The 22,000-nt window shown below is 68.7% G+C and carries 25 protein-coding genes and 1 tRNA gene; 16 read left to right on the forward strand and 10 right to left on the reverse strand.

Annotated elements, in window-relative coordinates; genetic code table 11:
• The first annotated feature begins 238 nt into the window (after window positions 1–238).
• Genes O9344_RS16905 through O9344_RS16915 form a run of 3 tightly spaced genes read left to right on the forward strand, consistent with a single transcriptional unit; the run spans window position 239 to window position 3,613 of the window.
• Window positions 239–1,741 (forward strand): NAD(P)/FAD-dependent oxidoreductase, encoded by a 1,503-nt coding sequence (locus O9344_RS16905; protein ID WP_298479992.1) that lies wholly within the window; start codon window positions 239–241, stop codon window positions 1,739–1,741.
• Window positions 1,671–2,180 (forward strand): GtrA family protein, encoded by a 510-nt coding sequence (locus O9344_RS16910; protein WP_298479995.1) that lies wholly within the window; start codon window positions 1,671–1,673, stop codon window positions 2,178–2,180. The genes O9344_RS16905 and O9344_RS16910 overlap by 71 nt, the downstream gene beginning before the upstream one ends.
• Window positions 2,177–3,613 carry a hypothetical protein gene (locus tag O9344_RS16915; RefSeq protein ID WP_298479998.1) on the forward strand — a complete coding sequence of 479 codons (1,437 nt, stop codon included), beginning with the start codon at window positions 2,177–2,179 and terminating at the stop codon, window positions 3,611–3,613. The genes O9344_RS16910 and O9344_RS16915 overlap by 4 nt, the downstream gene beginning before the upstream one ends.
• 37 nt (window positions 3,614–3,650) lie before the next feature.
• Here O9344_RS16915 and O9344_RS16920 read toward each other — a convergent pair.
• Window positions 3,651–3,725: transfer RNA gene (locus O9344_RS16920), tRNA-Thr, on the reverse strand.
• A gap of 161 nt (window positions 3,726–3,886) precedes the next feature.
• Here O9344_RS16920 and O9344_RS16925 point away from each other — a divergent pair.
• Both O9344_RS16925 and murA read left to right on the forward strand, forming a co-directional pair.
• On the forward strand, window positions 3,887–4,054 hold the full coding sequence (locus O9344_RS16925) for a hypothetical protein (protein WP_298480001.1): 168 nt from the start codon (window positions 3,887–3,889) through the stop codon (window positions 4,052–4,054).
• Window positions 4,055–4,237: 183 nt separating this feature from the next.
• Entirely contained in the window at window positions 4,238–5,530 is a 1,293-nt protein-coding gene (murA, locus tag O9344_RS16930) for a UDP-N-acetylglucosamine 1-carboxyvinyltransferase (RefSeq protein ID WP_298480004.1), read from the forward strand.
• A gap of 81 nt (window positions 5,531–5,611) precedes the next feature.
• Here murA and O9344_RS16935 read toward each other — a convergent pair whose 3' ends face one another.
• The 3 genes from O9344_RS16935 to O9344_RS16945 all read right to left on the reverse strand — a co-directional run bounded on the left by O9344_RS16935 (window position 5,612) and on the right by O9344_RS16945 (window position 9,115).
• Entirely contained in the window at window positions 5,612–6,487 is an 876-nt protein-coding gene (locus O9344_RS16935) for an ABC transporter permease (protein ID WP_298480095.1), read from the reverse strand.
• A 2-nt stretch (window positions 6,488–6,489) separates the two neighbouring features.
• Window positions 6,490–7,431, reverse strand: coding sequence for an ABC transporter permease (locus O9344_RS16940; RefSeq protein WP_298480007.1), 942 nt, complete (start codon window positions 7,429–7,431; stop codon window positions 6,490–6,492).
• Between the two features lie 82 nt (window positions 7,432–7,513).
• A complete protein-coding gene (locus O9344_RS16945) occupies window positions 7,514–9,115 on the reverse strand; it encodes an ABC transporter substrate-binding protein (protein WP_298480009.1) in 1,602 nt (533 codons plus the stop codon).
• A gap of 448 nt (window positions 9,116–9,563) precedes the next feature.
• Between O9344_RS16945 and O9344_RS16950 the strand changes: the two genes are divergently transcribed.
• The 5 genes from O9344_RS16950 to pcaG all read left to right on the forward strand — a co-directional run bounded on the left by O9344_RS16950 (window position 9,564) and on the right by pcaG (window position 13,883).
• A complete protein-coding gene (locus O9344_RS16950) occupies window positions 9,564–10,415 on the forward strand; it encodes a CoA-transferase (RefSeq protein WP_298480012.1) in 852 nt (283 codons plus the stop codon).
• A 14-nt stretch (window positions 10,416–10,429) separates the two neighbouring features.
• Window positions 10,430–11,197 carry a CoA-transferase subunit beta gene (locus tag O9344_RS16955; RefSeq protein WP_298480015.1) on the forward strand — a complete coding sequence of 256 codons (768 nt, stop codon included), beginning with the start codon at window positions 10,430–10,432 and terminating at the stop codon, window positions 11,195–11,197.
• A 54-nt stretch (window positions 11,198–11,251) separates the two neighbouring features.
• Complete coding sequence (gene pcaF, locus O9344_RS16960; protein WP_298480018.1) at window positions 11,252–12,457, forward strand: 3-oxoadipyl-CoA thiolase; 1,206 nt, start codon at window positions 11,252–11,254, stop codon at window positions 12,455–12,457.
• 123 nt (window positions 12,458–12,580) lie between these two features.
• Entirely contained in the window at window positions 12,581–13,291 is a 711-nt protein-coding gene (gene pcaH / locus O9344_RS16965; RefSeq protein ID WP_298480021.1) for a protocatechuate 3,4-dioxygenase subunit beta, read from the forward strand.
• Entirely contained in the window at window positions 13,281–13,883 is a 603-nt protein-coding gene (gene pcaG, locus O9344_RS16970) for a protocatechuate 3,4-dioxygenase subunit alpha (RefSeq protein ID WP_298480023.1), read from the forward strand. The genes pcaH and pcaG overlap by 11 nt, the downstream gene beginning before the upstream one ends.
• Before the next feature lie 28 nt (window positions 13,884–13,911).
• On the opposite strand, the gene O9344_RS16975 is transcribed toward pcaG, so the two are convergent.
• From O9344_RS16975 to mutY, 3 genes are read right to left on the reverse strand one after another with little or no spacing between them, the layout of a single operon-like run.
• Window positions 13,912–14,526 (reverse strand): LysE family translocator, encoded by a 615-nt coding sequence (locus tag O9344_RS16975; RefSeq protein WP_298480026.1) that lies wholly within the window; start codon window positions 14,524–14,526, stop codon window positions 13,912–13,914.
• Between the two features lie 11 nt (window positions 14,527–14,537).
• Window positions 14,538–15,200 carry a hemolysin III family protein gene (locus tag O9344_RS16980; protein ID WP_298480029.1) on the reverse strand — a complete coding sequence of 221 codons (663 nt, stop codon included), beginning with the start codon at window positions 15,198–15,200 and terminating at the stop codon, window positions 14,538–14,540.
• 49 nt (window positions 15,201–15,249) lie between these two features.
• Complete coding sequence (gene mutY / locus O9344_RS16985) at window positions 15,250–16,326, reverse strand: A/G-specific adenine glycosylase (RefSeq protein WP_298480031.1); 1,077 nt, start codon at window positions 16,324–16,326, stop codon at window positions 15,250–15,252.
• On the opposite strand from mutY, the gene O9344_RS16990 reads away from it, so the two are divergent.
• Window positions 16,325–16,813, forward strand: coding sequence for a DciA family protein (locus O9344_RS16990; protein WP_298480034.1), 489 nt, complete (start codon window positions 16,325–16,327; stop codon window positions 16,811–16,813). The two genes, mutY and O9344_RS16990, sit on opposite strands and share 2 nt — an antisense overlap.
• A 113-nt stretch (window positions 16,814–16,926) precedes the next feature.
• Entirely contained in the window at window positions 16,927–17,205 is a 279-nt protein-coding gene (locus tag O9344_RS16995) for a hypothetical protein (RefSeq protein WP_298480037.1), read from the forward strand.
• Window positions 17,206–17,211: 6 nt separating this feature from the next.
• On the opposite strand, the gene O9344_RS17000 is transcribed toward O9344_RS16995, so the two are convergent.
• Window positions 17,212–17,796 (reverse strand): histidine phosphatase family protein, encoded by a 585-nt coding sequence (locus O9344_RS17000; RefSeq protein WP_298480040.1) that lies wholly within the window; start codon window positions 17,794–17,796, stop codon window positions 17,212–17,214.
• Window positions 17,797–17,923: 127 nt separating this feature from the next.
• Between O9344_RS17000 and lspA the strand changes: the two genes are divergently transcribed.
• The 3 genes from lspA to O9344_RS17015 all read left to right on the forward strand — a co-directional run bounded on the left by lspA (window position 17,924) and on the right by O9344_RS17015 (window position 19,474).
• The gene (gene lspA / locus O9344_RS17005; protein WP_298480043.1) at window positions 17,924–18,433 is read left to right on the forward strand and encodes a signal peptidase II; all 510 of its coding nucleotides are present in this window, start codon (window positions 17,924–17,926) and stop codon (window positions 18,431–18,433) included.
• 104 nt (window positions 18,434–18,537) lie between these two features.
• Window positions 18,538–19,215, forward strand: a complete 678-nt coding sequence (locus O9344_RS17010) for a hypothetical protein (RefSeq protein ID WP_298480046.1) — start codon at window positions 18,538–18,540, stop codon at window positions 19,213–19,215.
• Between the two features lie 13 nt (window positions 19,216–19,228).
• Entirely contained in the window at window positions 19,229–19,474 is a 246-nt protein-coding gene (locus O9344_RS17015; protein WP_298480049.1) for a DUF2093 domain-containing protein, read from the forward strand.
• 44 nt (window positions 19,475–19,518) lie between these two features.
• Here O9344_RS17015 and O9344_RS17020 read toward each other — a convergent pair whose 3' ends face one another.
• Entirely contained in the window at window positions 19,519–19,929 is a 411-nt protein-coding gene (locus tag O9344_RS17020) for a rhodanese-like domain-containing protein (RefSeq protein WP_298480052.1), read from the reverse strand.
• A gap of 76 nt (window positions 19,930–20,005) precedes the next feature.
• Here O9344_RS17020 and ftrA point away from each other — a divergent pair, with 76 nt between their 5' ends.
• On the forward strand, window positions 20,006–21,022 hold the full coding sequence (gene ftrA / locus O9344_RS17025; protein WP_298480055.1) for a transcriptional regulator FtrA: 1,017 nt from the start codon (window positions 20,006–20,008) through the stop codon (window positions 21,020–21,022).
• Here the strand turns inward: ftrA and lpxK are convergent.
• Complete coding sequence (gene lpxK / locus O9344_RS17030; RefSeq protein ID WP_298480058.1) at window positions 21,019–21,999, reverse strand: tetraacyldisaccharide 4'-kinase; 981 nt, start codon at window positions 21,997–21,999, stop codon at window positions 21,019–21,021. The genes ftrA and lpxK overlap by 4 nt on opposite strands.
• Window position 22,000: the final 1 nt, after the last annotated feature.

Raw genomic sequence — 22,000 nt, forward strand, 5'->3', positions numbered from 1 at the left:
GCCTTGAGACTGCCCCTGAATCGCCGGTCTCAGGTCAAGACGTCATCGCCATTCGAAAAAGCCTTCAACGGCTTTGCTATGGAAAAAGCCACGGGGTCGGAACCAGCTGACGAGACCCGATACCGCCATTTCCACCCTTGCATCAACGTACCTCTGGGCTTGCTAAACGGTTGTGCGTAGAACGCTTGAGCATTATCGACGCGCCGAGCGAGAGGTTGATTCTTTGACGATGGAAACCATGACCAAGGCGGATACGGTCATTATAGGTGCCGGTCCGGCCGGTCTCACAGCCGCATATTTGCTGACACAGCATGGACGGTCGGTGACCATCATCGAAGCCGACCCCCACTACGTCGGCGGCATCAGCCGCACCGTCAATTACAAGGGCTTTCTGTTTGATATCGGAGGCCATCGCTTCTTTTCGAAGTCGGCCGAAATCGTCGCACTCTGGCGGGAAATTCTCCCCGACGATTTCATCCGTCGGCCAAGGCTCAGCCGCATCTACTACGGTGGAAAATACTATTCCTATCCGCTGCGCGCAGGGGAAGCTCTTGGCAATCTCGGTCTGGTCGAGGCGGGCCTGTGCGTCCTCTCCTATTTGAAAGCCAGGCTATTTCCACGCCGGGATGTCAAAACCTTTCACCAATGGGTCTCGAACCAGTTCGGCGAGCGGCTCTATCGCATGTTCTTCAAGACTTACACGGAAAAGGTCTGGGGCATGTCCTGCGACGAGATTTCCGCGGATTGGGCCGCCCAGCGGATCAAGGGGCTCAACCTCCTTGAAGCGGCCACGGCGGCTCTGCGCAAGTCGCTGTGGCCAGACGCGGTGGCCATCGGCAAGGATGGCAGGCCGATCAAGACCTTGATCGAACAGTTCGACTACCCTCGCCTTGGCCCCGGCATGATGTGGGAAGCCGCGGCCGCCAGTGTCGTCGCCCGCGGCGGCGTGCTCCATATGGGACAAGCGCTCGGTGGGATTACGCGCGACAGCGACAGCGGCCGCTACATTGTGTCGGCCACCGATCAGCTCGGCCGGCAGCACCGCTATGAGGCGGACCATGTCATATCGTCAGCGCCCCTTCGCGACCTGGCCGATGCAATCGAGCCCCAACTGGCCTCCCGTTCGGCCGCCGACGGGCTGCGCTATCGCGACTTCATCACCGTCGCGCTGATCGTCGACCAGCCTGATCTGTTCGACGACAACTGGATCTACATCCACGATCCTGCGGTGAAGGTCGGCCGCATCCAGAATTTCCGGTCCTGGTCTCCGGACATGGTGCCCGATCCCAAGCTTGCCTGCCTGGGTCTCGAATACTTCTGTTTCGAGGGCGACACGCTCTGGACCAGCAGCGACGAGGAGCTCATCGCGCTCGCCCGGCGCGAACTCGCGACGATCGGGCTCGCATCGGAGGCCGACTGCATCGACGGCTGTGTGGTACGCCAGCAAAAGGCCTATCCGGTCTACGACGAAACCTACAAGACCCATGTCGAAGCGATCCGCGGTGAACTCGCCGAACGGATGCCGAACTTGCACCTCGTGGGCCGGAACGGCATGCACAAGTACAACAATCAGGATCATGCGATGATGACGGCCATGTTGGCGGTCGAGAACATCGTGGCGGGACGGCAGGTCTATGACGTCTGGAACGTCAATGAGGATGCTGAGTACCATGAGGCCGGCGAAGGTGGCCGGGTCGCGGCCCTCGCGAGCCTTCGCGCGGTCCCGCAGCGTGTCCGCTGACGCCTCCTCGCCCACCGGCGGGCCGGCGCCGTCACGACGGACCGGAGGCGTATGGTGGCGACAGGTCGTCGCCTATGGCCTGGTCAGCACCCTGGCCTTGGCCATCGATACCGGGCTGTTTCTCGCATTGATGAGCTGGAACTTTGCGAGCGTCATCGCAGCTTCCCTGGGCTATCTGGCCGGGCTGCTGCTTCATTTCGCTTTGTCCAGCCGCTTCGTTTTTGACGGCGTCGCGACCGGCAAGCCACAGGCACGGTTGTTGACTGAGTTCGCCGCGAGCGGCCTCGCAGGCCTCGCCGTGACGGCGGCGACGGTCGCTGTCGCCGTCGACGTCGCAGGGCTGGAACCGCCTGTTGCAAAGCTTGGCGCCATCGCTCTGAGCTTCGGCATTGTCTTCCTGCTACGCCGGCACCTGGTCTTCTCGGTGCGTCGCCGATGACGCGCCCGCCGCCGGCAGTTGCCATGCAAACTGCGCCGTGGCTTTGGCCGACCATCTTGGTCGTCGCCTTCGTTGTGCTCGCTACCGCCGGCGCAGTTCACCATACGATGTGGCGCGACGAGATTCAGGCGTGGCTGATCGCACGTGACAGCAACGGTCTCCGCGATCTGATCTGGAACCTGCGCTATGAGGGGCATCCGCCGCTCTGGCATCTCGTCCTGATGCCACTGACGCGATTTGCCGCCGATCCCCGGCTCATGCATGTGCCGGTCATTCTGTGCATGACCGCCGTGGTTGCACTGGTGCTGTGGCGTGCGCCAATGACCCGCGTCGAGAAGATCCTCTTCCCCTTTGGCTATTTCGTGCTGTTCGAGTACGGCGTGAAGAGCCGCAGCTATGCCATTGGCGCCCTCCTTCTGATTGTCTTCTGCTGCCTTTGGCAGCAACGGCGACGGCACCCGTTCCTCCTGGCGGCAACGCTGGTCCTGCTAGCGCAGGTTCATATCCTCTGCGCCATTCTGGCCGCCGCCGCATTTCTGGCGATTGTAGCCGCCCGGCTGTGGGAGGATGGCGATGACTCGCTACCCGGCCGCGCCGAAGCCCTGGCCACCTTAATCTTCGCCCTCGGCTGGCTCGCGGCCGTCGCCCTTCCGGCCCATGCGGCCATCACTGGCGGTGCCACAACCTTGCCGCGGGCGCTGTGGTCCCGCCTCGGTGAGATCGCCAGCGTCTCGGCCCTGCTCGGGCCCTCCCACAATGCCCTGACCGCCGTTCCGGCTCTGGCGATCATTGTGGCCACGCTCGTGGCGCTGCGTCACCGACCCGCCGCTTTGGTTTTTCTCGTCGTCGCCCTGACTGGGACGATTGGCGTCTTCTTCGCGGTCTATGGCAGCAATACCTGGCACCGCGGGCTGCTTTTTCTTGCCTTTATCGTCGCCACTTGGCTGGCCCGCATACAGGATCCGGCGCCGACTGGGCCCGGGCGACGCCTGCTCTCGGGTCTCGTGTTGTCAGTCCTGTGCGCTCAAGCCCTGACAGGCCCCGCGGCCCTCTGGACCACGGCCCGCGAGCCGCTGTCGCGGGCCCGCGATACCGCCGCATTCATTCGAACCATGGGCTGGGAGGGCGACCCCCTGGTCGGTATGGCGGACGATACTACAAGCGCTGTGGTGGGCCACCTTGGTGTCGCTCGAGCCTTTTATGCCAATGCCGGTCGCTGGGGGTCCTTTGTGCTTTGGGATCGCAGACGGCTGGTCCCTCGATCTCCAGCGGAATTGCTGGCGGAGCTCGCCGCCGTGCCGACGCCGCATACACTGGTTGCCCGGCCGGATTTTGCGTCGGATCTGATTGCTGCCGCCGGCTATCGCGAAATGGCGCGCTTCACTGGCGCCACCGATCCTCTCGAAAACTACGTCGTCTGGCGCAAACCGTGAGGCTAACGTCTCAAGCGCCCTTCAGTCGAGAAGGAGATGGTGCTGCGAGAGAGGATTGAACTCTCGACCTCTCCCTTACCAAGGGAGTGCTCTACCACTGAGCTACCGCAGCGAGGCCCGACGCGCGTCCAAGCGGTGCGCGGTGCGAACGAGGCGCGTTCCTGCCACAGGGTGCGGCGGGATGCAAGGGCGGCGGGGCGAATTGGTGGAGAGGACGTTGCGGGGGCGTCCGGCGGGCGGCAGGATCGCGCGGAGAGCAGCGGGATGGCGGGCATGGCGGAGAAGGATGCGGACGCGGCGGGCGGGGCGCTGGCTGCCGGCGAGACGGGAAAACCGCGCGATCCCCGCGCCGAGCGGCTCGCGGCGCAGCTGCGCGCCAACCTGAAGCGCCGCAAGGAGCAGGCGAAAGCCCGGGCCTCCGGCGAGGACGAGGCCGGCTGAACCTTGCCGCCCTCCCGGGCGGTGGCCTGGCACCGGCCCGATTTGCGCCGCAGAGCCTTCCTTGTTTCGCCCCCCTTGGTCGGCTAGACGATGGCTCGGCCGCGGCGGCATGCTCCAGAAACCCCGCCGGGCGATTCGACGGCGGGCGCCGCGACGGCGAGCCCTCCCTCCGAGGAGTTCCGCATGGACCGCATCCGCATCACGGGTGGACGCCCGCTTCACGGCACGATTCCGATTTCCGGGGCGAAGAACGCCGCCCTGCCGCTGATGATCGCCTCGCTGCTCACCGAGGACGAGCTGACGCTGGCCAATGTGCCGCGCCTCTCCGACGTGTCGAACCTCGCCCGCATCCTCGGCAATCACGGCGTTGACGTGACCATCGCCGGCAAGCGCAACGGCGACGAGGTGCTGACCGGCCAGACCGTGCGTCTCAATGCCCGCTCCATCGTCGACACGACGGCGCCCTATGAGCTGGTCTCCACGATGCGCGCCAGCTTCTGGGTGATCGCGCCGCTGCTCGCCCGCATGGGCCGGGCCAAGGTGTCTCTGCCGGGCGGCTGCGCCATCGGTACGCGGCCGGTGGACCTGCTGCTCATGGCGCTGGAGCGCCTCGGCGCGACCATCGACATCGATGCCGGATATGCTGTCGTCTCGGCCGAGAAGGGCCTGAGGGGCGCCGAGATCGATTTCCCGAAGGTGACGGTCGGCGGCACGCATGTGGCGCTGATGGCCGCCTCCCTCGCCGAGGGCACGACGGTGATCCACAATGCCGCGCGCGAGCCGGAGATCGTGGATCTGGCCGACTGCCTCATCAAGATGGGCGCACGCATCAAGGGCCATGGCAGCCCGACCATCGAGGTGACGGGCGTGACGCGCCTGCGCGGCGCGCACCACGCCGTGGTGGCCGACCGCATCGAGACCGGAACCTATGCCATGTGCGTCGCCATGGCCGGCGGCGACGTGCTGCTGGAGGGTGCGCGGCCCGAGCTGCTTCAGTCGGCGCTCGACGTGCTGGTCGAGGCCGGCGCCGAGATCTCCTCGACCAACGCGGGCATCCGGGTGAAGCGCAACGGCCACGGCCTTTCGCCTGTGTCGGTGACGACCGATCCCTATCCGGGTTTCCCGACCGACCTCCAGGCCCAGCTCATGGGCCTCATGACCCGCGCCAAGGGTACCTCGCGCATCACCGAGACGATCTTCGAGAACCGCTTCATGCATGTGCAGGAGCTGGCCCGCCTCGGCGCTCATATCCATCTCGACGGCCAGACCGCCACCATCGAGGGCGTCGACACGCTGAAGGGCGCACCGGTCATGGCGACCGACCTGCGCGCCTCGGTGTCGCTCGTCATCGCCGCGCTGGCCGCGCAGGGCGAGACCATGGTCAACCGCGTCTATCACCTCGACCGCGGCTTCGAGCGGCTGGAGACCAAGCTCTCGGCGGTCGGCGCCGATGTGGAGCGCATCTCCGGCGGCTGAGGCCTGTCCCATCCTTCCAAAAGCGAACGGCGCGGGAGCAATCCCGCGCCGTTCGTGTTTTCAGGACGCTTGCCCTGAGACTCAGATCGTCTTGGCCAGCCGCGGATCGAGCGCGTCGCGCAAGCCGTCGCCGAGGAGGTTCACGGCGAGCACGGTGACCGACAGGAAGAGCGCCGGGAAGAGCACGATGTAGAACTTCACCTGCCAGAGTGCCCGGCCCTCGGCCATGATGTTGCCCCAGGACGGGATGATCGGCGGGGTGCCGGCGCCGATGAAGGACAGGATCGCCTCGGTGATCATGGCGGCGGCGCAGATATAGGTCGCCTGGACGATGATCGGCGCCAGCGTGTTCGGCAGGATATGCTTGACGATGATGACCGGCGTCGAGGTGCCGGCGGCCACCGCCGCATCCACATAGGGCTGCTCGCGCAGGCTCAGCACCACGCCGCGGACGAGGCGCGAGACGCGCGGGATCTCGGCAATGGTGATGGCGAGGATGACGTTGCCGACCGAGCCGCGGGTCAGCGCCATCAGCGCGATGGCGAGCAGGATGGAGGGGATCGACATGATGCCGTCCATCACCCGCATGATGATGGCGTCCGCCTTGCGGATGAAACCGGCGATGAGGCCAATGGTCAGACCGATCACTGAGGCAAGGATGGCGACCGAGAAGCCGACCACCAGCGAGACGCGGGCGCCGTAGAGCACGCGGGAATAGATGTCGCGGCCGAGCATGTCGGTGCCGAACCAGAACTGCGCCGAGGGCTCGCGGGTGCGCATGCGCGTCGAGATCGCCGTCGGGTCAACGGTGCCGAGGAAGGGCGCGAAGATGGCGACGAGGATGATCGAGACGAGGATGGTCGAGCCGATCGCGATGGTCGGATAGCGGCGCACAAGGCGCCACAGGCCGACGCGCTTCGGCGCCTCGTCGGCGGGAACGGTGGTGGGGCTCTGCACTGTCAATAGCGGATCCTCGGATCGACGAGCGTGTAGACGAGGTCAACGGCGAGGTTGACGAGGACGTAGATGAAGGAGAACAGCAGGACGAGGCCCTGGATGACCGGATAGTCGCGCCTCAGGATCGCATCGACGGTGAGGCGGCCGAGGCCGGGAATGGCGAAGACGCTCTCGGTGACCACCGCGCCGCCGATGAGCAGCGCGACGCCGATGCCGATGACGGTGATGACCGGCACGGCGGCGTTCTTAAGCGCGTGGAGGAAAAGCACCGTGCGCTGGGACAGGCCTTTGGCGCGGGCCGTGCGGATGTAGTCCTGCTGGAGGACCTCCATCATCGTGGCGCGGGTGATGCGGGCGATGAGCGCGATATAGACCATGCCCAGCGCGATGGAGGGCAGGATCAGGTTCTCCAGCCATGGCCAGAAGCCGCGGGAGATCGGCGTGTAGCCCTGGACGGGCAGCCAGTCGAGCTCGAGGGCGAAGACATAGGCGAGGATATAGCCGACCACGAAGACCGGCACGGAAAAGCCGAAGACGGCGAAGCCCATGATGGTGCGGTCGATGATCGTACCGGCTTTCCAGGCGGCCAGGACGCCGAGCGGAACGGCGATGCTCACCGCGATGATCAGCGTCACCACCATCAGTGACAGCGTCGGCTCGAGGCGCTGGGCGATGAGCTGGGTCACCGGCAGGCCGGTGAAGATGGAGGTGCCGAGGTCGAAACGGGCGATCTGCCAGACCCATTCGCCGAAGCGGATGACGAAGGGCCGGTCGAGGCCGAGCGAGCGGCGGATCTTCTCAACATCCTCCGGCGTCGCCTGGTCGCCGGCGATCACCGCCGCGGGGTCGCCGGGGGCAATGTAGAGCAACGAGAAGACGAAGAGTGCCACCACGGCCATGACCGGGATCGTCGCGAGGATGCGGCGGACGACATAGACGAACATCGGCGGGGAATCTCACATGTGGGGCCGGGGGCGGCGGACCGCCCCCGGCAGGAGGAGTGTCAGGGGATGCGCGGCCCTGCCGTCAGGCCTTGGCGACGTCCCAGAAGAAGGGCAGCGGGCCCTTCGTGATGCCGGTCACATTGCTGCGCCAGGCGGTGTAGGTGAGGAAGAAGCCCGGCGGCACGAAGACGACGTTCTCCACCGCGGCCTTGTTGAGGGCACGGATGGCGGCCTTCTCCTCGTCCAGGTTCTTGGCGTCGAACCAGGCGGTGACCTGCCTCTCAACCTCCGGGATGTCCGGCCAGCCGAACCAGGCACGGTCGCCATTGGCGCGGATGGCCGTGTAGCCGGCCGGGTTGGTGCAGTCGGCGCCGGCATGCCAGGAGAAGAAGATGTTCCAGCCGCCCTGGGCCGGAGGCGTCTTCAGCGCGCGGCGCTGGCCGGTCGTGCCCCAGTCGGTGGCGACGAAGTCGACATTCATGCCGATGCGCTTCAGGAGCTGGTGGGCGACGTCGCCCTGCGCCTTGGTCACCGGCTGGTCCTGCGCCACCACCATGGTCACCGGCTCGCCCTTGTAGCCGCTCTCGGCGAGCAGGCGCTTGGCCAGCTCGATGTTGCGCGGACCCTTGAGGATGTCGCCGCCTTCCTCGGTGTAGAGCGGCGTGCCCGGAGTGAAGAAGCCCGGCAGCGGCTTCCACAGGCTGTCGTCGGAGCCGACGATGGCCCGCATGAACTCCTCCTGGTCGAGCGCGGCGAGGATCGCCCGGCGGGCGCGCACGTCGTTGAAGGGCGGATGCAGGTGGTTGAGACGGAAGGCGCCGATATTGCCGAGCGGATCGCCGATATCGACACGGATGTTGCGGTTGCGGCGGAGCACCGGCACGAGGTCGGCGATCGGGTTCTCCCACCAGTCGACCTCGCCGTTCTGCAGCGCCGCCGAGGCGGTCGCCGGATCCGGCATGATCACCCACTCGATGCGGTCGACCAGCATGCGCTTGCCGCCGGCGAGCCAGGAGGCCTTCTCCGAGCGCGGCACATAGTCGGCAAACTTCTCGAACACCGCGCGGGCGCCCGGCACCCAGTCGCCGCGGACGAACCTCATTGGACCGGAGCCGATATACTCGGTGATCTGCTGGAACGGGTCGGTACGTGCGATGCGCTCCGGCATGATGAAGGAGCATGGCGCGTTGTTCTTCGCCAGTGCCAGCAGCATCTTCGGATAGGGTGCCGAGAGCACCCACTTGAAGGTGCGGTCGTCGACGGCGACGAGCTCTTTCTGCAGGGCCTTGATCATCAGGCCCATGGGATCGCGGGCCGACCAGCGGATGAGGGAGGCGACGCAGTCCTTGGCGAGGACCGGCGTGCCGTCATGGAACTTCAGGCCCGAGCGCAGCTTGAAGGTCCAGGTGAGGCCATCGGAGGAGACCTCCTCCGACTCGACCATCTGCCGCTGCGGCGTGAGGGTTTCGTCGACGCCGTAGAGCGTGTCCCAGACGAGGGCCGCGGCATTGCGGACCACGTACTGGGTCCCCCAGATCGGGTCGAAATTGGCAAGGTTCGCCTGCGGCACGAAGCGCAGCGTCTTGGCGGCGGCCCCTTGCGACAGGGCGGGTGCGGCGAGGCCGGCCGTGCCGGCCACCAGCCCGGCGCCCGCGCCGGCCTTGATGAATGTTCTGCGGTCCATCGTCGTGGTTCTCCCTCGGAAACCGATCCCCGCCCGTTCCTGCCGATGCCGGCAAGCCGGCACCGGCGGCCTGGATTGTTGTCCGGGGCCCGGCGGGGGCAGCCTAGCCTTTGGCAAGGGGCGTGCCATAGGGTCTTTTCCCAAGACGCGTGCCGCGCTGCGGGCCGGATGATCCGGAGTTCTTCTGATTCCTGCATAATTTAGCGCCAGGCCCGGCTTTTCGGCATGAAGGCCATGCAAGAGGCGGCCACGGATTTTTTCTTCGCGAGCCCGCGGCCAGAGATTCTTTTGGGCGGTCCCGCACGGACATGCCCAACAAACGCGCCTTGCCGCCGCATGGACGCATGTTGTGCGTTTAACGCACTATCGTCCGCATATCGCACTTGACAGGCGCGCGGCCCGGCGCGAGGAGTCGCGCCACAGAGGAAACGACGAGGAGACGGACCGCATGGCCGCGTTCATGTCCCTGCACGACGCCATCGCCGCGAACCTTCGCGCCGGCGACAGCGTGGCGATGGAAGGGTTCACCCATCTCATCCCCTATGCCGCCGGTCACGAGGTGATCCGCCAGGGCCAGAAGGACCTGACGCTGATCCGCATGACCCCGGACATCATCTATGACCAGATCGTCGGCATGGGGCAGGCGAAGAAGCTCGTCTTCTCCTGGGCCGGCAATCCAGGCGTCGGCTCGCTGCACCGGGTGCGCGAGGAGATCGAGGCGGGGCGCCTCGCCATCGAGGAGCATTCCCACGCCGCCATGGCCAATGCCTTCGAGGCGGGCGCGGCGAACCTGCCCTTCGCCGTCTTCCGCGGCTACAAGGGCGTCGACCTGCCGAAGGTCAATCCGAACATCCGCTCGGTCACCTGCCCCTATACGGGCGAGGTACTGGCCACCGTCCCGGCGGTGCGCCCGGACGTTGCCATCATCCATGCGCTGAAGGCCGACCGCGAGGGCAATGTCATGCTCGAGGGCATCGTCGGCGTGCAGAAGGAGGCGGTGCTGGCCTCCAAGCGCTCGGTCGTCACCGTCGAGGAGGTGGTCGAGGAATTCGGCCCGCGCAACGCCAATGCGGTGATCCTGCCATCCTGGACCGTCACCGCCATCGCGGTGGTGCCGGGCGGCGCCCATCCCTCCTACGCGCAGGGCTATTACAAGCGCGACAACGCCTTCTACATCGGCTGGGACAAGATCGCCCGCGACAAGGCGGTCTTCCTCACATGGATGGAAGAGAACGTGCTGTCCAAGGGGCCGGAGGCCTTCGCGGCCCATGCCCGCCGCGTCGCCATGGCAGCGGAATGAGCGAGGAGCGGATCATGAGCGCCTATACGCCCAACGAGATCATGACCATCGCCGCGGCGCGGCTCCTGTCGAATGACGACGTCTGCTTCGTCGGCATCGGCGCGCCCTCGGCGGCCTGCAACCTCGCGCGCCTCACCCACGCGCCGAAGATCACGCTGATCTACGAAAGCGGCACGCTGTCGACGCGCCCCACCGTGCTGCCGCTCTCCATCGGCGACGGCGAGCTCTGCGACACGGCACTGACCACCGTCTCGGTGCCGGAGATGTTCCGCTACTGGCTGCAGGGCGGGCGCATCACCATCGGCTTCCTCGGCGGCGCGCAGATCGACCGTTTTGGCAATCTCAACACCACCGTGGTGGGCCCCTATGACGCCCCCAAGGTGCGCCTGCCGGGTGGCGGCGGTGCGCCGGAGATCGCCATCAATTGCGGCCAGATCTTCATCATCATGGCCATGGGCCAGCGCGCCTTCATGGACAAGCTGCCCTTCATCACCTCGCTCGGCCATGGCACGGGCAAGGGCTCGCGCGAGGCGCTGGGGGTGAAGACCCGCGGCCCGACGCAGCTCATCACCGACCTCTGCATCTTCGAGCCCGATCCGGAGACGAGCGAGCTCACCGTCACCTCCATCCATCCGGGCGTGACGCGCGAGCAGATCCAGGAGAATTGCGGCTGGCCGGTGAAGTTCGCGGCTGAAGTGCGCGAGACGCCAGCTCCCGACGAGACGGAGCTCTCGGTCCTGCGCGACCTCCATACCCGCACCAAGGCCGCCCACGCGGCCTGAGGCCGCAGAAGCACCGACAAGAGCGGCAGCCAAGGCCGCGACAGGGAGACGACCATGGCTGACGCCTTCATCTGCGACGCCGTCCGCACCCCCATCGGCCGCTATGGCGGGGCGCTCGCCAAGGTGCGCGCCGACGACCTCGCGGCGGTGCCGCTGAAGGCGCTGCTCGCCCGCCATCCGCAGATCGCCAGCGCCATCGACGAGATCGTCTTCGGCTGCGCCAACCAGGCCGGCGAGGACAACCGCAACGTCGCCCGCATGGCGGCGCTGCTGTCGGGCCTGCCGGACAGCGTGCCGGCCATGACCGTCAACCGGCTCTGCGCCTCCGGCCTCGATGCGGTGGGCGCCGCCGCCCGCGCCATCCGCGCTGGCGAGATCGACCTCGCCATTGCCGGCGGCGTCGAGAGCATGACCCGCGCGCCCTTCGTCATGGGCAAGGCGACCGAGGCCTTCTCGCGCGCGGCCGATATCTTCGACACGACCATCGGCTGGCGCTTCATCAACCCGCTGATGAAGGCGCAGTACGGCGTCGATTCCATGCCGGAGACCGGCGAGAACGTCGCCGAGGAGTTCCAGGTGTCGCGCGACGACCAGGACGCCTTCGCCCTGCGCTCGCAGCAGCGGGCGGGGCGCGCCATGGCCTCGGGCTATTTCGCCGAAGAGATCGTCCCCGTGGAGATCCCCGGCGGCAAGGCCGGACCGATCATCGTCGACAAGGACGAGCATCCGCGTCCCGAGACCACGGCGGAAGGCCTCGCCAAGCTCAAGGCCTTCGTCCGCCAGCCCGGCACGGTCACCGCCGGCAATGCCTCGGGCGTCAATGACGGCGCCGCCGCGATGATCATCGCCTCGGCGGAAGCCGTGAAGAAGTATGGCCTCACCCCCCGCGCCCGCATCCTCGGCGCCGCCTCGGCCGGCGTGCCGCCGCGCATCATGGGCATCGGCCCGGTGCCGGCGGTGAAGAAGCTGGTCGAGCGGCTTGGCATCAAGGTGTCGGACTTCGACGTGATCGAACTCAACGAAGCCTTTGCCAGCCAGGGCATCGCCGTGCTGCGCGGCATCGGCGTGCCCGAGGACGCGGACCACGTGAACCCCAATGGCGGCGCCATCGCGCTCGGCCATCCGCTGGGCATGTCGGGCGCGCGCATCGCCGCCACCGCCGTGCATCAGCTGGAGAAGACCGGCGGCCGCTACGGCCTTGCCACCATGTGCGTCGGCGTCGGCCAGGGCGTGGCCCTCGCCGTCGAGCGCATCTCCTGAACCGCGGCGGGCGGTGATGCCGCCCGCGCCCGTCGATCCCCCGTCGGCCACATCCTGAACGAGACCTGCGCACAGCAGGCGCGACGATCCCGAGAGGAATCCTGCCCGAGAGGAGCCCTGACGATGGCCCTGATCCTGCCGACCGACTCCACGGCCGCCCATCCGCCGAGCCTGCACCCCGCCTATACCAGCACCGTACTGCGCGCCCCGCAGCAGCCACTGATCCTCGTGCCGCACACGCTCACCGAGCTGACCGGGCCGGTCTATGGCCATGGCAAGGTGCGCGACACCGATGCCGACCTCACCGTGCAGCATGCCGGCGAGCCGCTCGGCGAGCGCATCATCATCACCGGCCGCGTGCTGGACGAGGATGGCCGCCCGGTGCCCCATGCCCTGGTCGAGCTGTGGCAGGCGAATGCCGCAGGCCGCTATGTCCATGTGCGCGACCAGCACCCTGCCCCGCTCGACCCCAACTTCACCGGCGCCGGCCGCTATCTCACGGGTGAAGACGGGCGCTACCGCTTCACCACCATCCGCCCGGGCGCCTATCCCTGGCGGAACCACCACAATGCCTGGCGTCCGGCGCATATCCATTTCTCGGTCTTCGGTCCGAGCTTCCTGTCGCGCCTCGTCACGCAGATGTACTTCCCCGGCGACCCGCTCTTCCCCTTCGACCCGATCTTCAACGGCATTCCGGACGAGCGGGCGCGCGAGCGGCTGATCGCCCGCTTCGACCTCGAGACGACCCAGCCGGAATGGGCGCTCGGCTACCAGTTCGACATCGTCCTGCGCGGCCGCGAGGCGACCCCCATGGAGGAGCCGCATGAGCACTGACAGCACGCGCCCCGAGGGCATCACCCCGTCGCAGACGGTCGGGCCCTTCTTCCACTACGGCCTCACCCCCGGCACCGCCTACCCGCATGTGCCGGTCTCGGCGGACGGCCATGTCGCGGCTGCCGGCACGCCGGGCGAACGCATCGTGCTGACCGGCCGCGTCTTCGACGGCGCCGGCGAGCCGGTGCCGGACGCCATGCTGGAGATCTGGCAGGCCGATTCCGACGGCCGTTATGCCCATCCCGGCGATGGAAGGGCGCGGCAGAGCAACAGCTTCATGGGATTCGGCCGCTCCGACACCCGCGCCGACGGCACCTATCGCTTCGAGACGGTGAAGCCCGGCAAGGTGCCCGGCCCCGGCGGGCGCGAGCAGGCGCCGCATATCCTCGTCGCGGTGTTCGGGCGGGGCATGCTGAAGCAGCTCTTCACCCGCGCCTATTTCGAGGATGAGGCGGCCAATGCCTCCGACCCGATCCTGGCGCTGGTGCCGGAGGCGCGCCGCGGCACGCTCATCGCGAAACGCCACGGCGACACCTACACGCTCGACATCCGCCTGCAGGGCGAGGGCGAGACGGTGTTCTTCGCGGTGTGAGGGGCAAGCGCCTGTCGGCGCGCGGGGACTACCCGCGCGTCGCGACCGCCACGGCGGCGCCCGCCATCACCGCGCCGGTGCCGCGGTTGACGAGGCGCATGGCCCCGGGGCTCTGGATGAAGCGGCGGGCGCGGGCGGCGGCGAGCGCGTAGGTCCACATGGCGACGGACAGGATCACCGCCATGACCACGGCGATCTCCACCGCCAGCAGCGGCGTCAGGCTGGCGAGATCCACCACCAGCGGCAGGATCGAGACGAAGAAGACCATCACCTTGGCGTTGCCCATGGTGAGGGCGAGGCCGCCGAGATAGAGCTTCCAGCCCTCGCCGCGCGCTTCCGGCGCCTCGGAGGGCGGCACGGCCGGCGCCGTCCAGAGCTTCCAGGCGAGATAGAGCAGATAGGCGACGCCGGCATAGTTGATGGCGAGAAAGAGCGGCTGGAAGGCCTGGGCGAGGGCGGCAAGGCCCAGCGCCACGAGGGCGAACCAGACGAGGTCGCCAGTGACGATGCCGAGGATGAAGGGCGCGGTCCGGCGCAGCCCGACAGCGAGCGTCCGGGCAATGATGGCGGCCACCGCCGGACCCGGCGAGAAGGTCGCCATGGCATAGACGCCGCAGAAGACGAGAAAGCCGGACAGGGTCATGGGACGCCTCCTCAGGCGACGAGCAGGACGCCGTTCAGGATGGCGGCGTATTGGAAGCCGGCGGCAACCAGCACGAAGCCGTGCCAGATGGCGTTCTGAAAGCGCAGCGACTCCCACAAGTGGAAGACGACGCCGGCCGTATAGATGAGGCCGCCAGTGACCAGCAGCGCGATGGCGGCGCTGGACAGGCTCACGAAGACCTGATGGGCCACCACGACGCCGCTCCAGGCGATGGCGAGATAGCCGAGTACGGCGAGGCGGTCGAAGCGACCGGGCGCGAGGATCTTGAAGGCCGCGCCGGCAAGACCCGCCACCCAGACGAAGGCGAGCACGCCATAGGCCAGCGGCGTGCCGACATGGACCATCAACGGCGTATAGGTGCCGGCGATGAGCAGGAAGATCGCCGCGTGGTCGAAGCGGCGCAGGATCCACTTGGTCCGCGACACCGGCCACATATTGTAGAGCGCCGAGCAGCCGATGACCGCGATCAGGGTAGCGGCGTAGACGGAGAGCGCGGTGACGGTGGGCAATTCGGCGGTGTAGAGCGCGAGACCGACCAGGGCGCCGGCAGCGAAGACGGCCGCCACCGCGCCGAGGACATGGACGATGCCATCGGCGACCAATTCGGACCGGTCATAGCGCCAGGTGAGGCCAGGGGGTCGGCCGTCGGTCATGCACGTCTCCGTCAAAGGTGCGGGAGACTCGCGCCGACGGGCGGCAAGGTCAAGTCGGCAGCGCGTGGGCGATGACCTTGCGGAAGACGGTCGGAAAGGCCTCGCCCTCAATCTCCGCCGCCGCGATCCAGCGATAGCCGTCCGGCGCAGCCAGTCCTTGCGGTGCCCCGGCGCGGAAAACCGTCAGCTCCAGCGGGAAATGGGTGAAGACGTGGCTGACCATGCCGGGGAGCCGCGTGAAGGCCAGCGCGACGGGCGGCGCGGGATCGCGCCCCGGTCCCTCCGCCGTCCAGTCCGTGCCGGGGATCTCGGTCATGCCGCCGAGCAGGCCCTTCGGCGGGCGGGTGCGCACCAGCAGCGCCCCGTCGGCGCGGCGCACGACGAAGGCGGCGCCGCGACGCAGCACGCCGCCGCGCTTCGCCGCCTTCACCGGATAGGCCTCCTGGGTGCCCGCGGCGGCCGCCGCGCAGAAGGGCCGCACGGGGCAGAGCGCGCAGGCCGGCTTCTTCGGCGTGCAGATGGTGGCGCCGAGATCCATGGTCGCCTGGGCGAAATCGCCGGGGCGAGCGGGATCGAGCAGGGCGGCAACGCGGGCGCGAATCGCCGGCTTCGCCCCCGGCAGGGGTGCGTCGATGACCTCGAGCCGTGTCACGACGCGCTCGACATTGCCGTCGACCACGGCGGCGGGGATGTCGAAGGCGATGGAGGCGATGGCGGCGGCGGTGTAGTCGCCGACACCCGGCAGGGCGCGGAGCCCCGCAAGGTCCGCGGGAAATCGCCCGCCATGGCGCTCCACCACGGCAATGGCGCAGGCGTGGAGATTGCGGGCGCGGGAATAATAGCCAAGCCCGGCCCAGGCCTTCATCACCTCCTCCACCGGGCTCGCCGCGAGGTCCTCGACGCTCGGCCAGCGGGCGAGGAAGGCGGCGAAATAGGGGGCAACGGCCTTCACCGTCGTCTGCTGCAGCATGATCTCGGAGAGCCAGACCCTGTAGGGATCGGCGGTCTCGCCCGGCAGCGCGCGCCAGGGCAGGCGGCGGCGGTGACGGTCATACCAGGCGAGCAGCGCCGCCGCAGGCGACCCCTCCGCCTGGGGTCCGGACCGTGCTAGGCTGGCAACCGTCATGAAGAGCCCGTCCTTCCGACCCCGCGGTCCCCGCCCGCTTGCCGACATCGCCGCCGCCCCGATCGGCGAGGCGTTGAAGCAGGCCGGCTTCGCCGCGACCGAGGTGGTGACGCGGTGGGACGAGATTGTCGGGGAGGATCTGGCGCGCCGCTCCGCCCCGGTCAAGATCGCCTGGCCGCGCCGGCCGGCCGACCATGCCGAGCCGGAGCCCGGCACGTTGCATGTGCGGGTCGAGGCGCCCTTCGCGCTGGAGATCCAGCACCTGACCCCAGTCATCGTCGAGCGGGTCAACGCCTTCATGGGCTGGCGCTGCGTCGCCGCCGTGCGACTGACCCAGATCCCGCTGCAGGCCAAGCGCAAGCCGAAGGCGGAGCCGCGGCAGCCCGCCGACGAGGCGCGGCTCGGGGCGGTCGCCGCGGGCTTCGAGGACCCGGCGCTCAAGGAGGTCATCCTGCGCTTCGGCCGGGCGGTGGGGGGCGCGCGCTGACCATCGGTGACCGAACCGCCGCAATGACGCCATGGACGTCGCGTGAAATGATCGGCGTTGTCATCGGGGCGGTGCGTTGCGCACCGTGTCACCCGTGGTCTTCAGGATCCGCTATGACCCGCATTGCCGTTCTCGCCCTGTCGCTTCTCGCCGCCTCCGCCGCGGTTCTGCCCGCCAACGCCCAGAGTTTCGAAGACGAGACGCGCGACCGGGTTCTGCTCATCCACCAGAGCCGCGGCACGCTGGCACCCGGCAACCGGCCGAAATGCTTCCCCAGCCGTATGGACGAGACGGTGGCCTCCAGCCAGTGGCAGTGCCCCTGGGACCGGCCGAATGGCCAGCCGCGGCTGCCGACGGCGCGCAGTTTCTGGGGCCTCGTCGGCAGCAACTGAGCGGCGTCACCCCTCGACCGTGAAACGGTCGCCGTCGAAGACATAGACGACGCCCTGGCGGACGAAGACCTCGGCGGCCTTCGTCCGGTCCATCGTGCCGCGCAGGGCCATGAGCGTGCGTCCCACCCCGCCATGGGAAACGATGACCGTCGGCCGATCGATGAGCGCCAGGAAGGCGGAGAGCCGCGCCGCCACGTCCTCGTAATTCTCCCCTTCCGGCGGCTTGGTGTGCCACTTGTCGGCAAGACGCGAGGCGGCGAGCGATGGCGAGTGGGCCTCCACCTCGGGCCAGGTGAGGCCTTCCCAGGCGCCGAAGGACAGTTCCTTCAACCGGTCGTCCATGCGGTAGGCGGGCGGATGGAGCCCGATGCGGTCGCGCAGCCGCTCCATGGTCTCGCGGGTGCGCGACAAAGGGCTCGACCAATAGGCGAGGTCCGCATGGTCAGGCGCGAGGCGGGCGAGGATGGCGCCGACCTCCTCGGCCTGGACGCGGCCGACATCGTTGAGCGGAATGTCGCGCTGGCCCTGCAGCCGGCCTTCGGCATTCCAGTCGGTCTCGCCATGGCGGACGAAGTAGAGCTTGTGGGTCATGGCGGCACGACAGACGAGGGGCGTGACGTCCCTATGGCGACTGGATCGGGGCTTGTCGAGGGCACAGAGCTTGACCCGCAGCGCAGGACGGGCCACCTCGGCTCTGGCAACTGAACAGGCGGCGCCCGTGACCCCTTCGCAGCACCTGAAGCTCGGCCTCATCGCGCTGGTGGCGACCCTCGTCGTCGACCAGGCCTTCAAGGTCTTCATGCTGCAGGTGGTGCAGATCGTGCCCGGCCAGGTGATCACCGTGCTGCCGGTTCTCGACCTCGTCATGGCCTGGAACTACGGCGTCTCCTTCGGCATGTTCCAGCAGGACGGCATGGCCGGCCAATGGGCGCTCGTCGCGTTCAAGGTGGCGGCGGTGGTGCTCATTGCCTGGTGGCTGTGGCGCGCCGAGACCGGCATGACTGCGCTCGGGCTCGGCCTGATCGCCGGCGGCGCCATCGGCAATGGGCTCGATCGCGTGCTCTATGGCGGCGTCGCCGACTTCTTCGCCTTCCACATCACAACCGCCTCCTGGCAGTTCCAGTGGTATGTCTTCAACCTCGCGGATGTCGGCATCGTTGCGGGGGTCGCGCTGCTTCTGTATGAGTCCCTCCTCGGTAGTCGGCCCGATGCCTCGAAATCGGCATGATCCTGAGGGATGAGGGTCGCGAGCGGCCTGCGCCCGGCGCGGCCCCCGAAACGAGACTGCGAGAGGGCGCGCCCGGCGTCGCCCCGAGACGAGGAAAGACGGAGATGATGCGTATCCGCACCGCGCTGCTCGCCACGGTCCTCATCGCCGCGGGCTCCAATGCCCAGGCCCAAGAGCAGAGCTTCGAGCGCCAGATGCTGGGTGGCCTGCTCAGCGGCCTCGGGCTGGTCGATCGTCAGCGCCCGCCCATCGACTATCGCGAGCGTGCCCCGCTGGTGCTGCCGCGCAACAACGCCCTGCCGCCGCCGCAGGACTCGGCCGCCGCCCGGAACAGCAACTGGCCGAACGATCCGGATGTGGCCCGCGCCCGCGCCGCAGGCCTTGCAGACAGCGCGCCGATCGTGCGCGACGACCAGGGGCGGACCCTCACCAATTCCGAGATGCGCGCCCGCCAGGGCGGCGGCTGGTTCGGCGGCGGCGTCGTCGACACGACCCGCGATCGATCGCAGGCGCAGATCGCAGGTCCGGCCACCGCCGATGAGATGCAGGTTTCACCGATCTGGTCGCAGGTGGGCTCTCTCTTCGGGGGCTCTCGCGACAATCAGGTCGTACCCTTTCCCGGCGAGCCGCCGCGACGTCGCCTGATCGAACCGCCGCCCGGCTATCGGACGGCGTCTCCCGATGCGCCCTATGGGCCGCTAGGCCGCCGTCCCGACGATCCGCAGGCCCCGAACGCCCGCCGCGACAGCGGCCAGGATCCGGCCGCCGGCTCGGGCCGCTGATCAGGGTGGCACCATGCTGAATCGCCTGTCCCCCGGCCGGCCGAGTGATGGTGAGGCAGAAGTCCGCTATCTCGACGCCGACATCCGCATCCTCCGACCCGGCACCTTCGTGCGCTGTGCCGTGACCGGCGAGGCCATCCCGCTCGACGACCTGAAATATTGGAGCGTCGCAAGGCAGGAGGCCTATTCCGGGCCGCCGCAGGTGCTGCGGCGCCTCCATGCCGAGCGCTACAAGGCCCTGCTCGCGCGAGTGACCTGACGGCCCGTTCGGCTCCCGGGGCGCCTGTCGACCCCGGGCCGACCTCACGCTGTCGCCATGGCCGGTCCCGCCTCCAGGGCGAACCCCTCGTCGAGCCAGCCGGTGATCCCCCCGGCCATGATCTTCACGGGACAACCGAGCCGCGCCAGCCGCAGGGCTCCGCGCGCGGCGCCGTTGCAGTGGGGCCCTGCGCAGTAGGTGACGAAGAGCGTGCCCTGCGGCCATTGGGCCATCCGGGAGGCGATGATCTTGCCGTGGGGCAGATTGATCGCGCCGGGAACGTGGCCGCGCTCGAAAAGAGCCGGCCCGCGCACGTCGAGCAGCACGAAGTCGGCGCCCTTGCCAAGGGCGTCGTGAACGTCCCAGCAATCGGTCTCGAAGGTGAATTCGGCGGCGAAATGGGCCTCGGCTTCGGCTGCGGAAGCGGCGGGGATCTGGGTTACGGCGCTGGGCATGGTCATCCTCCTCGGCTGGTGCGTGGCCTGTTTTTCGGCTTTTCATCGCCCGGTGCGAGTGGCACGATTGCCATTCATGCTGAAGATCGCGCCAGATTCCTCCGCCAGCCGCGCGGCTCCGGCCACCACGGGACCGCTCGTCGTGGCCATCGCCTATGACGGGCTCTGCACCTTTGAATTCGCCATCGCCGCGGAGGTGTTCGGCCTCGCCCGCCCGGAAATGGGCGCCAGCTGGTATCGCTTCGCCACGGCTGCGGCCGATCCCGGTCCGCTGCGGGCGCATGGCGGCCTGCGCGTCGAGGTCGACGGTGACCTGGCGCTCCTGGGCGAAGCCGACCTGATCGTCATGCCGGGATGGAAGGGCATGGACATCCCCGTGCCGGACCGCCTGCGCGACGCCCTGCTGGCGGCGCATGCGCGCGGGGCGCGGCTCGCCTCCATCTGTTCGGGGGCCTTCGTTCTCGCCGCCACGGGACTTCTCGACGGCAAGCGTGCCGCGACGCACTGGCGCTACGCGGATGCGCTGCGGCGAACCCGGCCGCATGTCACGGTGGATGCCTCGGTGCTCTATGTCGAGGAGGGGCGTGTGCTCACCTCAGCCGGATCGGCGGCCGGTATCGACCTGATGCTGCACATCGTGCGCAGCGATTTCGGCGCCGAGGCCGCCAACAGCGTCGCGCGTCGCCTGGTCATGCCGGCCCATCGCAGCGGCGGACAGGCGCAGTTCGTGGAACGGCCGGTGCCGAAGCGGCGCGACAGCCGGCTGGCGCCGCTGCTGGACCGGATGCGCGGGGAGCTCCAGCGCCGGTGGACGATCCGCGACATGGCGCGGGAGGCGGCCCTCAGCGAGCGCAGCTTCCTGCGGCGATTCGCGGAGGCGACGGGGACATCGCCCGGGGAGTGGCTGGCGGGGGCACGGGTGGACGAAGCGCGGCGCCTGCTGGAAGCGACAACGCTTCCGGTCGAGGACGTGGCACGGCTGTCGGGTTTCGGCAGCACTGCGGCGCTCCGGCATCACTTCAGCCGCGCCACCGCCCTGAGCCCGCGGGACTACCGCGAAAGGTTCGGCCACCAGGCCGCCGGCGCCCGCTAGAACCCGGCGCGGCGGGCCTCGGCCTCGTCGACGACGAGGGTCACGGCGACGACGGTCGCGGCGGCGGCGAGCCGATCGCGCGCTGGCGAGCCCTTCAGCTTCACCGCATCCTTCTCGGTCATGACCAGCGGCAGGCCGGTGGCCTTGGCCTCGGCGAGCAGGCGCTCGGCATCGGCATCGGTATAGGCGTGATGGTCGGGGAAGGGCCGGAGCACGGCATTGCGCACGCCCGCCGCCCCCAGCGTCTCCGCGAACTTGGCGGGGCGGCCGATGCCGCAGAAGGCGAGGACGTCGCGGTCCTGAAGCCAGGCACGGGCCTTTGCCTCTACCACCAGGCTGCCGCGCATCACCGGCCGGCCGCAACGCACCGCCAGCGCCGCGAGCTCGTCGCCCGCCTCGCCGGGGCCGATGACGAGGAGCGCGTCGGCACGGGCGAGCTGGGGCGCCAGCGGCGCGCGCAGCGGCCCCGCCGGCAGGACGCGGCCATTGCCGACGCCATGGGCACCATCGACGACGAGCAGGCTGCGGGTCTTGGCGAGGGACGGGTTCTGGAAGCCGTCATCCATGACGATGACGGTGGCGCCCCTGGCCACTGCCAGCGCCGCGCCGGCGGGCCGGTCGCGCGCCACGATGGTGAGAGCGTGGCGGGCATGGAGCAGCGGCTCGTCGCCGACCTCGGCAGGTCCATGGACGGCCGGATCGACCACGAGAGGGCCGGCGAGGCTGCCGCCATAGCCGCGGGCAAGGATGGCGGGGCGCTGGCCGCTCGCGGCGAGCCGGGCGGCGAGCCATTGGGCAGCGGGCGTCTTGCCGGCGCCGCCCACCGTGGGATTGCCGACGCAGAGGACCGGCACGGCGGCGCGAGCCCCATCACGACCCATCTTCGCCAGGGTCACGGCACCGACGAGCGCGCCGAGCGGCGCCAGCAACCGGCCGGCCAGGGCCTCGGGGTCCGACCAGAAGCCGGGCGCCCTCACC

This window comes from Phreatobacter sp. (assembly GCF_027532945.1).
Lineage (GTDB): Bacteria > Pseudomonadota > Alphaproteobacteria > Rhizobiales > Phreatobacteraceae > Phreatobacter.

Coding starts and splice junctions, on each gene's coding strand:
- O9344_RS16905 (WP_298479992.1), top strand. CDS start 239: ATGACCAAGGCGGATACGGTCATTATAGGTGCCGGTCCGGCCGGTCTC.
- O9344_RS16910 (WP_298479995.1), top strand. CDS start 1,671: ATGAGGCCGGCGAAGGTGGCCGGGTCGCGGCCCTCGCGAGCCTTCGCG.
- O9344_RS16915 (WP_298479998.1), top strand. CDS start 2,177: ATGACGCGCCCGCCGCCGGCAGTTGCCATGCAAACTGCGCCGTGGCTT.
- O9344_RS16925 (WP_298480001.1), top strand. CDS start 3,887: ATGGCGGAGAAGGATGCGGACGCGGCGGGCGGGGCGCTGGCTGCCGGC.
- murA (WP_298480004.1), top strand. CDS start 4,238: ATGGACCGCATCCGCATCACGGGTGGACGCCCGCTTCACGGCACGATT.
- O9344_RS16940 (WP_298480007.1), bottom strand. CDS start 7,431: ATGTTCGTCTATGTCGTCCGCCGCATCCTCGCGACGATCCCGGTCATG.
- O9344_RS16945 (WP_298480009.1), bottom strand. CDS start 9,115: ATGGACCGCAGAACATTCATCAAGGCCGGCGCGGGCGCCGGGCTGGTG.
- O9344_RS16950 (WP_298480012.1), top strand. CDS start 9,564: ATGGCCGCGTTCATGTCCCTGCACGACGCCATCGCCGCGAACCTTCGC.
- O9344_RS16955 (WP_298480015.1), top strand. CDS start 10,430: ATGAGCGCCTATACGCCCAACGAGATCATGACCATCGCCGCGGCGCGG.
- pcaF (WP_298480018.1), top strand. CDS start 11,252: ATGGCTGACGCCTTCATCTGCGACGCCGTCCGCACCCCCATCGGCCGC.
- pcaH (WP_298480021.1), top strand. CDS start 12,581: ATGGCCCTGATCCTGCCGACCGACTCCACGGCCGCCCATCCGCCGAGC.
- pcaG (WP_298480023.1), top strand. CDS start 13,281: ATGAGCACTGACAGCACGCGCCCCGAGGGCATCACCCCGTCGCAGACG.
- O9344_RS16975 (WP_298480026.1), bottom strand. CDS start 14,526: ATGACCCTGTCCGGCTTTCTCGTCTTCTGCGGCGTCTATGCCATGGCG.
- O9344_RS16980 (WP_298480029.1), bottom strand. CDS start 15,200: ATGACCGACGGCCGACCCCCTGGCCTCACCTGGCGCTATGACCGGTCC.
- O9344_RS16990 (WP_298480034.1), top strand. CDS start 16,325: ATGAAGAGCCCGTCCTTCCGACCCCGCGGTCCCCGCCCGCTTGCCGAC.
- mutY (WP_298480031.1), bottom strand. CDS start 16,326: ATGACGGTTGCCAGCCTAGCACGGTCCGGACCCCAGGCGGAGGGGTCG.
- O9344_RS16995 (WP_298480037.1), top strand. CDS start 16,927: ATGACCCGCATTGCCGTTCTCGCCCTGTCGCTTCTCGCCGCCTCCGCC.
- O9344_RS17000 (WP_298480040.1), bottom strand. CDS start 17,796: ATGACCCACAAGCTCTACTTCGTCCGCCATGGCGAGACCGACTGGAAT.
- O9344_RS17010 (WP_298480046.1), top strand. CDS start 18,538: ATGATGCGTATCCGCACCGCGCTGCTCGCCACGGTCCTCATCGCCGCG.
- O9344_RS17015 (WP_298480049.1), top strand. CDS start 19,229: ATGCTGAATCGCCTGTCCCCCGGCCGGCCGAGTGATGGTGAGGCAGAA.
- O9344_RS17020 (WP_298480052.1), bottom strand. CDS start 19,929: ATGCCCAGCGCCGTAACCCAGATCCCCGCCGCTTCCGCAGCCGAAGCC.
- ftrA (WP_298480055.1), top strand. CDS start 20,006: ATGCTGAAGATCGCGCCAGATTCCTCCGCCAGCCGCGCGGCTCCGGCC.